The organism is Actinomadura physcomitrii (assembly GCF_008923205.2).
Classification (GTDB): Bacteria; Actinomycetota; Actinomycetes; order Streptosporangiales; family Streptosporangiaceae; genus Spirillospora; species Spirillospora physcomitrii.
On sequence record NZ_WBMS02000007.1, the window covers coordinates 231708 to 243520 of the forward strand.

Genomic DNA, 11813 nt, shown 5'->3' on the forward strand with positions numbered 1-11813 from the left:
CCTCCGCCGCGCGCCCACCAGACCGCCAAGACAGCCTCTCCTCGAACTCCCCCCAGGAGATCGCCGGATTAAACCACCCCACAGCCCACCCCCGACCACGTTGAGTTGTGGGGGGGGGGGGGGGGGGGGGGGGGGGGGGGGGGGGCCGGCGCGGCCCCCCCCCCCCCCCCCCCCCCCCCCCCCCCCACAACTCAACGGAGCTAGTCATAGGTGGCCTCCACGTGCCAGTGGCCGTGCTCGACGGTCAGGAGGTGGGCGGCGCCGTCGTCGGTGACGACCTGGAAGCGGGCGCGGCGGCGGGCTTGCGCCGGGTCCCACCACCGCTCGTCGGCCGGCCACGGCCCCGTCCATCCGGTCACCGCCGCCGGACGGCCGCCGACCACCAGCGCGGCCGGCGGCGCCGACACCGCGCAGCGCGCCGACACGACCACCGGCGCCCCGTCCGCGTCGACGAGCTCCGCCTCCGGCGCCGCGACCGGCACCACGGCGGGCGCGGGCGCGGCCAGCCGTCCCGGCCACGGGCCGTCCGGCAGGTTCCCGGGCGGCAGGTCGCCGACGGGGACCCGGACGACCTGCTCGCCCGGCCCGCGCCCGCCCGCGAGCACCGGACGGGTGATCGCGCCGTGCCCGAGCAGCCCCTGGATGCGGTCGGCGGCGCGCGCGACGCGGTCGGTGACGGCCGTGCGGCCCCACAGCGCCTCCTGCCGCCCGCCGTCCGGGACGAGCTGGTCGGGCGCCAGCGCCAGCCATGTCACGCCGCCCCACACGGCCGCCTCCTGCGCGGCCTCCTCTCCGGCGGGCGCCTCGATGCCCTCCGGGTCGGTGCCCGCCGCCGGGCGCCCGTCCCGCCACGCCGACAGCTGCCAGCGCACCCGCTCGGCGACCGCGAGCGCCGACAGCCGCCCGTCGTGCCGCCACAGCCGCCGAACGACGTGCCCGTCGGCGAACCCGGCCTCGACCTCCAGCCGCACGCACGCCAGCCCGGCCGCCGCGAGTCCCGCGTGCAGCTCGTCGGCCAGCCGCTTCGCCGCGAACACCACCTGCTCGGCGTGCCCGGCGGGCGGGTCGAACGCCGCGCGCACCGACAGGTCCGCCGCCGCGCGGACCGGTGCGATCGGGCGCGGCTCCTCGCCCCGCGCCAGCCGGTGCGCCAGCGCCCCGTCCGTGCCGAACCGCCCCGCGACGTGCCCGGACGGCAGCTCCGCGAACGCGCCCAGCGTCCTGATCCCGAGGCGCGCCAGCAGGTCGGCGAGCTCCGGGCGGTCCAGCACCGACAGCGGGTACGGCGCGAGGAACGCCGCCGCGCCGCCCTCAGGCACCACCACGCCGCCCTGCCCGGCGCGCGCGGCCAGCTCGGCGGCGAACAGGCCGTCCGCGATGCCGGACCCGCAGTCGTACCCGGCCTCGACGACCGTGTCCTGCACCAGGACGCGCAGCGCCTCCTCACCGCCGTAGAACCGCGCCGGCCCGTGCGCCGCGATCGCGCACAGCCCGGGACGGACCACCTCGACCCGCGGCGTCAGCCCCGCGACCGCCTCGACGACCGCCTCGAACAGCCGCCCCTCCGCGTCGGTGTCGCGCTCGCGCACCACCAGGTCGGGGCAGCGCCGCTGCGCGTCCCGCAGCCGCTGCCCGCGCCGGACGCCCTCGGCCCGCGCCGCCGCCGAGCACGCCGCGATCCGCCCCTGCGCCACCACGGCCCCGGCCGTCCCGGCGTCCACGCCGACGGCCGTCACGGGCCAGTCCGGGCACCACACCGCCAGCACCCGCGTCACGCGATCCCCTCCCGGATGCGCACGACGGCCGCTTCGCCGTCGCGGCGGGTGTGCACGGGCGCGCCGTCCTTCACCGCGGGCGGCGGGACGATCTCCAGCGGCGGCCGCACCGGGACGGCGGGCCGGACGGTGCCGTCGGCGGCGGGCAGCCACAGGTCCGCGCGGCGGCCCCGGCCCGGGGCGTCGCGTCCCTCGGCGACCACCCGGACCCGTCGGCCGCGCAGCCGCCCGTGGCCGTCGCCGACGCCCTCCCACGCGGCGCCGTCGATCCGCAGGTCCAGCCGGACGCCCGGCCAGTCGCGGGCGAACGGGCCGGTCAGGGCGAGGACGCTGCCGTGCTTGCGGGCGAGGGCGGACAGCCGGCGGACGGCGGCGGCGCCGGGCCGCTCCGGCGGGCACAGCAGCACCAGCTCGACCGCCTCGGCCAGCGCGGCGACGACGTCCGGCCAGCGGTCGCCGGGGTCGTCGACGAGCAGCAGCCGCTCGGGCTCGGCGCCCATCCCGGCGGCGGCGACGACGCCGAACGACGGGACGCCGACGATCCCGCACCAGCCGCCCGCGCCGTCCTCGCCGCCGTGCCGCGAGACGCCCGCGACGAGCGCGAGGGCCAGCGAGGCGGCGCCGGGCCCGCCCAGCCGGGCGGCCGAGCCGGGCCGCAGTCCGCCGGGGATCACCGGGCGCAGCGCGGGCAGCACGGGGACCGCGCGGGCGGGCGGCGCGGACGCGTGCTCCAGCGATCGTGCCAGGTCCCGCAGCGCCGCCTCCGGCACGGTCGTCCCTCCTCTCGCACCCCTCCGCCTAATTTCGAACACAAGTTCGACCTGTGTCAAGTTGCCGCAGGTCACGGTATGGATGTCCGGGGCGGCCCGGGGCGGCGAAAAGCCTTGCCGGGTGCGGCCTCAGGGCGCCCGGCGGGCAGAATGGGCGATATGAGAGACGACGTGCGGACGGTGCGATGGGCCGGGGACGGGCTGCGGCTGCTTGACCAGACCGTGCTGCCCGGGCGCGTCGAGCACGTCGTCGTCCGGGACGTCGAGGCGCTCGTGGACGCGATCCGCAGGCTCGTGGTGCGCGGCGCGCCCGCGCTCGGCGTGACCGGCGCGTTCGGCGTCGCCGTCGCGATGCTCCAGGCCGAGCGCGAGGGCTGGGACGCCGCGGCGCGCGACGCGGCGATCGCCCGTGTCCGGGAGGCGCGCCCCACCGCGGTCAACCTGGCGGCGGGCGTCGACCGGTGCGTCCCGCTGGTCCCGAAAGGCCTGTACGCCGTGCTCGCCGAGGCGCAAGCGGTGCTGGACGAGGACGTCCGGGGCAACCGAGCCATCGGGGCGTTCGGCGCCGACTGGATCACCGGCCGCACCCCGGACCGCCCGCTGCGGATCCTCACCCACTGCAACGCGGGCGCGCTCGCGACCGCCGGCTGGGGCACCGCCCTCGGCGTCGTCCGCGAGCTGCACGACCGGGGCCGGGTCGAGAAGGTCTACGCCGACGAGACCCGCCCGCTGCTGCAGGGCTCCCGCCTCACGGCCTGGGAGCTGGTCCGGGCCGGGATCCCGTGCCTGGTGCAGGCGGACGGCGCCGCGCCGGGCGCGATCCTGCGCGGGCTGGTGGACGTCGCCGTCATCGGCGCCGACCGGATCGCCGCCAACGGCGACACCGCCAACAAGGTCGGCTCGGTGGGCGTGGCGCTGGCGTGCGCGGCGGCGGGCGTCCCCTTCGTGGTCGCCGCGCCGTGGAGCACCGTGGACCTGGCGCTCGCCTCCGGCGACGGCATCCCGATCGAGGAACGCGACACCGGCGAGGTGCTCGGATGGGGCGGCGTCCGGACGGCCCCGGACGGCGCCGGCGCGTTCAACCCGGCGTTCGACGTCACCCCCGCCCGCCTGGTGACGGCGCTGGTCACCGAGACCGGCGTCCTGGAGGTCGCCAACGGCGAGACGCCCGGCGGCCGGGCCGCGCGGCCCTGACACCCGCGCGGCCCGAAGCCGGATCTCAGCCGTCGCTCCCAGGGGCGAGGGTGCGGGTGGCGGCGCGCAAGGAGGAGTACAGGCGCGCCTCGTAGGCCTTCGCGGTCGCCGGATCGTTCTGCAGGAACAGGGCGTCGTTGAGGCCAGGGAGCCGCTGCGTGGCGTAGCCGGTGTCCATGCCCGGGGCGTAGATCTGGTGCCGGTACCAGGGACGGCCCGGAAGGCCCGCCCGCGACAGCAGATCGCGCTCGTCCTGCATGAGCTGGGCGTTCAGCCGCCGGAACGCCGCCGTGTCGCCCTTGCCCAGGGCCTGCTGCGCGCGCCTGCAACGCGTCGGCGGCCTTCTGCCACGCCTTGGCCTGGTCGATGTCGCGGGACACGTCCACGACCACCTTGCCGAGTTGCTTGCGCTGCTGCTCGGTGAACGCGGTCAGGTACTGGGCGGTCTCCGCGGCGTACGGCGCGTACCGCATCGCGACCACGTCCGCGTCCGCCAGCCGGAGCGTCGCGATGCCGACGAGCCGCGACATCGCCGCGTGGTACTCCCACGTCGGGTCGCCGAAGTGCGACATCCAGTAGAAGTCGTCGCACGAGCAGTGGTAGTTCCCGGACGAGCCCGGCGACGACGAGCCGAGGTTCATCGCGGGCACGCCGTAGCGCTGGAAGAACGCCTGGAAGTCCGAACCGCCGCCGATGCGGCCGATCGGCGTCTTCCCGCCGTTCTGCGCCTTCCATGCGTCGTAGGCCGTCCCGCTCGTGCCGGGCCAGGCGACCTCCTTGGCCGCGTCGATGACGGACTGGTCCAGCGCGGGCGTCGCCTCGGCGCCGAACTGGGAGCCGCCCGCGCCGTCCACGTTCACGTACGCGACGGCGTCGCGGAGCCGCTCGCCCTGCTGCTCGGCGTACTCGGGGCGGCGCCGCCACACGGATCCGACATCATGATGTTTGTGACGCCTCCACCCGCGAACCCGCCCGCGAATCCACCCGCGCACCCGCCCCCGGGCCGGCCCGCGAACCCGGCGCAGCCGTCGCCGCCGCGCCCGGTGGTCCTGGAGGCCGTGCTGGAGCGCGTCACCTACGCCAACGAGGACACCGGCTACACCGTCGCGCGCGTCGCGACGGAGCGGACCGGCGCCGACCTGCTCACCGTGGTCGGCGCGCTGCTCGGCGCGCAGGTGGGGGAGAGCCTGAAGCTGACCGGCCGGTGGCGGTCGCACCCGAAGTACGGCAAGCAGTTCGAGGTCGACTCCTACACCACCGTCCTGCCGGCGACGATCCAGGGCATCCGCCGCTACCTCGGCTCCGGCATGATCAAGGGCATCGGGCCGGTGATGGCGGACCGGATGGTCGGCCACTTCGGCACCGACATCCTGCGCGTCATCGAGGAGGAACCGGAGCGGCTCGTCGAGGTCCCCGGGCTCGGCCCGAAGCGCACCAGGCGGATCGGCGAGGCGTGGGAGGAGCAGAAGGCCATCAAGGAGGTGATGGTCTTCCTGCAGGGCGTCGGCGTCTCGACGTCGCTGGCCGTCCGCATCTACAAGCAGTACGGCGACCGGTCGGTGGAGACCGTCCAGAAGGAGCCCTACCGGCTCGCGGCGGACGTGTGGGGCATCGGCTTCAAGACGGCCGACACGATCGCGCAGGCCGTCGGCATCCCGCACGACAGCCCCGAGCGCATCAAGGCGGGCCTGCAGTACACGCTGTCGGAGGCCGCCGACGACGGGCACTGCTTCCTGCCCGAGCCGAACCTCGTCACGGCGGCGGAGAAGATCCTCGGCGTGGAACGGGACCTGATCGTCCCGGCGCTGGACGAGCTGGCCCGCGACGAGGGCGTCGTCCGCGAGCCGATCCCGGGGGAGGGCGAGGACGCCGCGACGATCCCGGCCGTCTACCTCGTCCCGTTCCACCGGGCCGAGCGGTCGGTCGCGCGCGGCCTGCGCGAGCTGCTCGACGCGAAGGAGGACCGGCTCGCCGCGTTCGCGGACGTCGACTGGGACAAGGCGCTGCCGTGGCTGAAGAAGCGCACCGGCCAGGCCCTCGCGGCCGAGCAGGAGCAGGCCGTCAAGCTCGCGCTGACGTCCAAGGTCGCCGTCCTCACCGGCGGGCCCGGCTGCGGCAAGAGCTTCACCGTCCGGTCCGTCGTGGAGCTGGCCGCCGCGAAGAGGGCGAAGATCGTGCTGGTCGCGCCGACCGGGCGCGCCGCCAAGCGGCTCGCCGAGCTGACCGGGCACGAGGCCGCGACCGTCCACCGGCTGCTGCAGCTGCAGCCCGGCGGCGACGCCAAGTACGACCAGGACAGCCCGCTGGACGCCGACCTCGTCGTGGTCGACGAGAGCTCCATGGTCGACCTGATCCTGATGAACAAGCTGGTCAAGGCCGTCCCGCGCGGCGCGCACCTGCTGCTGGTCGGCGACGTCGACCAGCTCCCGTCCGTCGGCGCCGGCGAGGTGCTCGCCGACCTGCTCGGCGCCGAGGCGATCCCGCGCGTCCGGCTGACGAAGATCTTCCGGCAGGCGCAGCAGTCCGGCATCGTGGTGAACGCGCACCGCGTCAACACCGGCGAGCACCCGCACACCCGCGGCTACCCCGACTTCTTCCTGTTCGCCTGCGACGAGCAGGAGGAGGCCGCCGAGCTGACCGTCGACGTCGTCGCCAACCGGATCCCGCGCAAGTTCGGCCTGGACCCGCGCCGCGACGTCCAGGTGCTCGCGCCGATGCACCGCGGCGTCGCCGGCGCGGGAGCCCTGAACGCCCAGCTCCAGGAGGCCCTGACCCCGCACCGCGACGACCGCCCCGAACGCCGCTACGGCGGGCGCGTGTTCCGCGTCGGCGACAAGGTCACCCAGCTGCGCAACAACTACGACAAGGGCGAGGCGGGCGTCTTCAACGGGACGGTCGGCGTCGTCACCGCCGTGTCCCTGGAGGAGCAGTCGCTGACCGTCCTCACCGACGAGGACGAGAGCATCGACTACGCCTTCGACGAGCTGGACGAGCTCGCCCACGCCTACGCCATCACGATCCACCGGTCGCAGGGCAGCGAGTACCCGGCCGTCGTGATCCCGCTGACGACCGGCGCGTGGATGATGCTGCGCCGCAACCTGCTCTACACCGGCATCACCCGCGCGAAGAAGCTGGTCGTCCTCGTGGGTTCGCGGCGGGCGCTCGCCGCGGCCGTCCGCACGGCGGGCGCGGGCCGCCGCCACACGGCCCTCGCCCACCGCATCAATCACGCGTAGCGGGCGAACTCCCAGGGGTCGTGCGCGGAGAACACCTCGACGCCGCTGCCCGGATCGAGGACCAGCTCGCGCAGCCGCGCGACGCCCGCGAGCCGCTGCTCCCGGTCGACCTCGCCGCCCGCCTGGACGAGGTCCATCAGCGGATGCCCGACGGGCTCGGGCCGGTCGACCTCGCCGTGGTACATGTACGCGTCGCCCGCGTGCAGCAGCCAGCGGTCCCCGTCCCGCACCGCGACCCCGGCGTGCCCGGGCGTGTGCCCGTGCAGCGGGACCAGCAGGATGTCCTCGGCGACACCGTCGAGGGGCCGCACGCCGTCGAACCCGTTCCAGTGCTCGCCGGGCCCGCCGTCGTAGGTCACCCACTTCGGGCCGTGCGCGAGCTGCGCCGGGGTCTTGCCGCCGTCCGCCCGCTCCGCCTCGAACAGGTGCACCGCCGCGTCCGGGAAGTCGCTGAGCCCGCCCGCGTGGTCGCGGTGCAGGTGCGTCACCACGATGTGCCGGACGTCCGAGGGGGACAGGCCGAGCGCCTCGATCCGCGCCGCGGCGGTCGTGGCGGGGTCGAGCGCCGGGCGGGTCATCTCCACCCAGTCGTCCAGCAGCCGCCCGGACGGGTCCGCGATGTCGCCGGCGCCGATGCCCGCGTCGACCAGGACGAGCCCGGAGGAGTCCGTCTCCACGATCAGGACGTGGCTGACGGCATGGGCGGGTTCCAGCGGGCTGTCCGGCCCGTCGGCGGGCTCGATCTCCAGCATCCGGGCGCAGTCGACATGATGAACGCGCATATGGGCCCCGTGATCAACGAGTGGTGGATTCGACCAGGTCGGCGAGGTGGGCGGTGACCGTGCCGATGACGGCGGTGTCCTTCTGCACGCGGGCGAGCATGATGGCGCCCTGCAGGGACGACAGGACCGTCGCGGCCAGCGGCTCTGCGCGGTCGTCCGGGACGCCCCAGCCGCGCAGCGCCGCCGCGATGCCCGCCCGCCACTCCCCGTAGACGGTGTCGCACGCCGCGCGGATCGGCTCGCTCTCCGCGGCGGACTCCAGGGCGACGGTCGCGACCGGGCACCCCTTCGCGAAGTCCGATTCGCGGAGGCCGCGGGCGAAGTACTCGCCCATCGCGGCCAGGCCGGAGCGCGCATCCCCGGCGGCGATGACCGCCTGCGCGAGGGCGTCGCCGACCTCGTGGCCGCTGAGCGCCACCGACTCCGACGCCAGCTGCTCCTTGCCCTCCGGGAAGTGGAAGTACAGCGATCCCTTCGGTGCCCGGCTCTCGGCCAGCACCTGGTTCAGTCCGGTGCCGTGGTAGCCCTGCCGCTGGAAAAGCTCCGCCGCGGTCCGCAGGACCCGCTCTCTCGTCTCGCCCCGTGGTGCCATGCCGAACACTCTAGACCGACTGGTCTAGCTATTCAATGGACCGGTCGCCCTGTTTCGGGGACGCGGCGGCGTGCCGGCCGCGGGCGGCGTACCGCTCGATGGCGGCGATGAAGATCTCCTCCGCGAGGTCGTACACCTCCTCGACGCCCTCCGGGTCGCCGCTGAAGCGGTCGCTCGCCTCGGACGCGGCCAGCCCCATGCCGACCGTGTCGAGCAGCCGCTGCAGCGGCCGGACGACCTCCTCCGGCACCCCCGCGTCGCGCAGCATCGCCTGGATCGCGTTGCGCGGCCGGCGCGACTCCTCGGTGACGGTCGGCCGGGTCAGCAGCAGCATGAACAGGTCGGGATGCCGGCGCGCGACGGCGCGGATGCCGGACCCGAACGCGCGCAGCCGGTCCTGCCATGGCAGGCCGGGGTCGTCGTCGGGCATGTCGCGCAGCAGCCGCTCGACCAGGCCGTCCAGCAACCCCTGCTTGTCGCCGACGTAGCGGTACAGGGCCATCGGGGTGACGGCGAGCCGTTCGGCGACGGCGCGCATGCTCACCGCGCCGAGGCCGCGCTCTTCGGCGAGGTCGACGGTGGCGTCGAGCACTTCGTCCCTGGTGAGACCGCGGGTGCCGCGCCCGCGCCGATCCGGGGTCTTCACGGGGCGCAGTCTAGCCCTTAATATACGCCGTATATCTACGGTGTATATTAAGGAGGTGCCATGCGCGGCGCGCACCGTCCGGCGTGGACCACGGCCGTCGCCTCGGCGGCCGGCTACCTGCTCGTCCTCGACCTCGTCGGGGTCAACATGGCGCTGCTCGACATGCGCCACCGGCTCGGCGCGGACCTCGCCGAGGTGCAGTGGGCCGTGGACGCCTACGCCCTCGCGCTCGCCGTCCTGCTGGTGCCGGCGGGCGCCCTCGCCGACCGGCTCGGCCGCCGCCGGATGTTCCTGTCCGGCCTCGGCGCGTTCACCTCCGCGTCCCTGGCCTGCGCGCTCGCCCCGTCCGCGGCGGTCCTGGACGCGCTGCGGGCCGTGCAGGGCTGCGGCGCCGCCGTGCTCTACGGGACGGCCTCGCCCCTGCTCGCCGCCGCCTACCCGGCCGGACGCGCCCGCAACCGCGCGATCGGGGTCTTCGCCGCCGCGTCCGGCGCCGCCATCGCCACCGGGCCGCTGGCCGGGGGAGCGCTCACCGGGCTGTTCGGCTGGCGCGCGATCTTCCTGCTGAACGTCCCGATCGGGCTGGCCGCGCTCGCCGCCGCCTTCCGGGCGGTGCCCGAGTCGAAGGACCCGCGGCCCCGCCCGTTCGACCCGGTGGCGACCGGCTGCCTGACCGCGGCGCTCGGCGGGCTGATGTGGGCGCTGATCGAGGGGCCGCACCTCGGCTGGGGCGCGCCCGGCGTGCTGCTCGCGCTCGCCGCCGCGTGCGCCGGGGCCGCCGGTCTCGCCGTCCGCCGCGTCCCGGTCCCGGCGCCGCCACGCGGTCAGCGGTAGAAGTCGTCGGAGTCGCGGGCGGTCCGCTCGGCCGCCGCGGCGGCGGACGCGGCGGCGCGGCGCAGCTGGTGACCCGCCTGCTGGACGACCCGGACCGGCCGCTCCGGCAGGTGCCGGGTCGCGCCGCGGTGCCGCCGCCAGTGCTCGCGGGCGCGGGCCCGGTGCTCGACGCGCAGGTTCTCGATCAGCCGGTCGATGTCCATGGACACCTCGCCGTACAGCGGCCACAGGTCGCCGGCCGCGGCCCGCTCGTGCAGGCTGCGGGTGAGCCGGGCGCGCCGCTCGCGGGCGATGTCGACCCGCACCTCCAGCTCGTTCTCCGCCAGGTACGGGCGGGCGTCGGTGGCGAGGTCGGAGCGGGCCAGCCGGCCGTAGGCGGCGACGCTCGCGGCGATTCCCGCCAGCGCGTCGCCGAGCTGGCGGCGCAGCGTCGGGTCGGTCAGCAGCCGGCCGCGCGGGCCGAGCCGCTCGTCGTCGGCCAGCGACCGGGTCAGCCCGCGCAGCGACAGCGTGAAGTGCTCCATCGTCTCGACGGCGTTGCGCAGCGCGACGCCCGCGTCGACCAGCCGCCGCGCCTGCGTGCGGGGGTTGAGCCGGACGCTCTCCTCGGCGTCCCGCAGATCCTGGTCGGTGCGGCCGATCTCGCGGGCGAACCGCTCGGCGTCCTCCTGCCAGCGGGCCGCCTCGCCCTCGACGGGGTCGCCCTGCAGCCCGTCGGCGATCTTCTGGATCAGCTCGCGGAGCTGCTCGGCGACGTCCTGGACGGCCTCCTCGGCGGGCCGCACCCGCACCGAGGGCACCAGGAACGTGGCGACCAGCCCGGTGGCGGCGCCGACCAGCGTCTCCAGGATCCGGTCGGCGGCGCCGGCGCCGCTGGACGCGCCCAGCGCGAAGATCAGCATCGCGCTGATCGGCACCTCCAGCATCTGGTCGCCGAGCCGCAGCACGTGCCCGATGATCAGGGCGGCGAGGATCGACAGGCCGAGGCTCCACCAGGAGAACCCCACCCCGTTGGAGAACAGGACCGCGATCATCACCCCGGAGGTGACCGCGCCGACCCGCAGCAGGCTGTGCTTGACCGTCTCGTAGACCGAGTGCTGGACGACCAGCAGCGCGGTCAGCGGCGCCAGCAGCGGTTTCGGGCCGGGCGGCAGCAGGGTCAGCGCGATCAGGTACGCGGCGACGGCGGTCAGCGTCAGCCGGGCGACCCGGTACACCGCCGAGGGGGCCTCCGTCGCCACCTGGATCGGCGAGCGGATGGCGCGGCCCTCGCGGTCGAGGAGGCCCGGACGGCGGAAGAACGCTTGAGGCATCGGTGCACGGTGGGTAGGGATCAGCGGTACGTCGGTCGGCATGCCCTTTCAGGCACCCGATACTCAAGGGGACGCCGATCCGCCTCCCTTTCAGCCGCGGCGGCGGGCGCGGAACGCCGCGACGTTCGTCCGGTTGGCGCATCCCTCCGAGCAGAACCGGCGCCGTCCGGCCCGGGAGGTGTCGGCGTACACGCGGTCGCATCCCTCGGCGTCGCAGACGCCCGTCCGGTCGATGCCGTGCTCGACGACCAGCTCCGCGAGATGCATCAGGGTCGTCGCGCGGAACCGGTCCGGGAGCCGGGACGAGGGCGGCGCGTAGTGCATGTGCACGCCGTGCGGGTCGTGCTCGGCGAGGTGCGGATGCAGCGGCAGCTCGAGCATCAGCCCGTTCAGCAGGCGCATCGCCTCGTCGAGGTCGGGGGCGGCGAAGAACCGGCGCAGCGTCCTGCCCCACCGGCGGAACTCGTCGGCGTCGGCCGGCTCGAACTCGTGCCAGAAGAACCCGTTCTCGCGCAGCATCTCCCGCAGCGCGTCGGCCGAGTCGTCGCCGTCGGCGCTGGTCGCGGCGTTGACGAGGGCGACGGCCGCCGCCACCCCGTGGCTTTTGTACCCGGTGATCCGCATTGCCCCGGCTCCCGATCCCGTGCCATCCTGTAACTGGCATCACGATT

The 11813-nt window shown here is 75.5% G+C and carries 12 protein-coding genes; 4 read left to right on the forward strand and 8 right to left on the reverse strand.

Annotated elements, in window-relative coordinates; genetic code table 11:
* Positions 1–200: 200 nt before the first annotated feature.
* Together F8568_RS11590 and F8568_RS11595 are read right to left on the reverse strand one after the other, a co-directional pair.
* Entirely contained in the window at positions 201–1775 is a 1575-nt protein-coding gene (locus F8568_RS11590) for a DNA polymerase Y family protein (protein WP_151593528.1), read from the reverse strand.
* On the reverse strand, positions 1772–2545 hold the full coding sequence (locus F8568_RS11595; RefSeq protein ID WP_202124801.1) for a hypothetical protein: 774 nt from the start codon (positions 2543–2545) through the stop codon (positions 1772–1774). Before F8568_RS11595 ends, F8568_RS11590 begins: the two co-directional genes overlap by 4 nt.
* A gap of 159 nt (positions 2546–2704) precedes the next feature.
* Between F8568_RS11595 and mtnA the strand changes: the two genes are divergently transcribed.
* The gene (gene mtnA, locus F8568_RS11600; RefSeq protein WP_151593529.1) at positions 2705–3739 is read left to right on the forward strand and encodes an S-methyl-5-thioribose-1-phosphate isomerase; all 1035 of its coding nucleotides are present in this window, start codon (positions 2705–2707) and stop codon (positions 3737–3739) included.
* A gap of 25 nt (positions 3740–3764) precedes the next feature.
* On the opposite strand, the gene F8568_RS11605 is transcribed toward mtnA, so the two are convergent.
* The gene (locus tag F8568_RS11605; RefSeq protein ID WP_268896231.1) at positions 3765–4046 is read right to left on the reverse strand and encodes a transferrin receptor-like dimerization domain-containing protein; all 282 of its coding nucleotides are present in this window, start codon (positions 4044–4046) and stop codon (positions 3765–3767) included.
* A 113-nt stretch (positions 4047–4159) separates the two neighbouring features.
* Between F8568_RS11605 and F8568_RS11610 the strand changes: the two genes are divergently transcribed.
* Entirely contained in the window at positions 4160–4318 is a 159-nt protein-coding gene (locus F8568_RS11610) for a hypothetical protein (protein WP_160573588.1), read from the forward strand.
* A gap of 464 nt (positions 4319–4782) precedes the next feature.
* Positions 4783–6975: an SF1B family DNA helicase RecD2 gene (gene recD2, locus F8568_RS11615; protein WP_328600829.1), complete on the forward strand. Its 2193-nt coding sequence runs from the start codon at positions 4783–4785 to the stop codon at positions 6973–6975.
* On the opposite strand, the gene F8568_RS11620 is transcribed toward recD2, so the two are convergent.
* The 3 genes from F8568_RS11620 to F8568_RS11630 are packed head-to-tail and all read right to left on the reverse strand — an operon-like array spanning position 6966 to position 8995.
* Positions 6966–7757, reverse strand: coding sequence for an MBL fold metallo-hydrolase (locus F8568_RS11620; RefSeq protein ID WP_151593531.1), 792 nt, complete (start codon positions 7755–7757; stop codon positions 6966–6968). The two genes, recD2 and F8568_RS11620, sit on opposite strands and share 10 nt — an antisense overlap.
* Positions 7758–7770: 13 nt before the next feature.
* Positions 7771–8349, reverse strand: a complete 579-nt coding sequence (locus F8568_RS50295; RefSeq protein WP_151593532.1) for a TetR/AcrR family transcriptional regulator — start codon at positions 8347–8349, stop codon at positions 7771–7773.
* 28 nt (positions 8350–8377) lie between these two features.
* Positions 8378–8995, reverse strand: a complete 618-nt coding sequence (locus F8568_RS11630) for a TetR/AcrR family transcriptional regulator (protein ID WP_202124802.1) — start codon at positions 8993–8995, stop codon at positions 8378–8380.
* A 60-nt stretch (positions 8996–9055) separates the two neighbouring features.
* On the opposite strand from F8568_RS11630, the gene F8568_RS11635 reads away from it, so the two are divergent.
* A complete protein-coding gene (locus F8568_RS11635) occupies positions 9056–9829 on the forward strand; it encodes an MFS transporter (protein WP_151593533.1) in 774 nt (257 codons plus the stop codon).
* Here the strand turns inward: F8568_RS11635 and F8568_RS11640 are convergent.
* On the reverse strand, positions 9820–11142 hold the full coding sequence (locus F8568_RS11640; protein WP_160573589.1) for an FUSC family protein: 1323 nt from the start codon (positions 11140–11142) through the stop codon (positions 9820–9822). The two genes, F8568_RS11635 and F8568_RS11640, sit on opposite strands and share 10 nt — an antisense overlap.
* A 90-nt stretch (positions 11143–11232) precedes the next feature.
* Entirely contained in the window at positions 11233–11766 is a 534-nt protein-coding gene (locus F8568_RS11645) for a CGNR zinc finger domain-containing protein (RefSeq protein WP_151593535.1), read from the reverse strand.
* Positions 11767–11813 lie beyond the last annotated feature (47 nt).

Excerpts from the sequence above, each read along its gene's own strand:
- mtnA (WP_151593529.1), top strand. The coding sequence starts at position 2,705 with ATGAGAGACGACGTGCGGACGGTGCGATGGGCCGGGGACGGGCTGCGG.
- F8568_RS11620 (WP_151593531.1), bottom strand. The coding sequence starts at position 7,757 with ATGCGCGTTCATCATGTCGACTGCGCCCGGATGCTGGAGATCGAGCCC.
- F8568_RS50295 (WP_151593532.1), bottom strand. The coding sequence starts at position 8,349 with ATGGCACCACGGGGCGAGACGAGAGAGCGGGTCCTGCGGACCGCGGCG.
- F8568_RS11635 (WP_151593533.1), top strand. The coding sequence starts at position 9,056 with ATGCGCGGCGCGCACCGTCCGGCGTGGACCACGGCCGTCGCCTCGGCG.
- F8568_RS11640 (WP_160573589.1), bottom strand. The coding sequence starts at position 11,142 with ATGCCTCAAGCGTTCTTCCGCCGTCCGGGCCTCCTCGACCGCGAGGGC.
- F8568_RS11645 (WP_151593535.1), bottom strand. The coding sequence starts at position 11,766 with ATGCGGATCACCGGGTACAAAAGCCACGGGGTGGCGGCGGCCGTCGCC.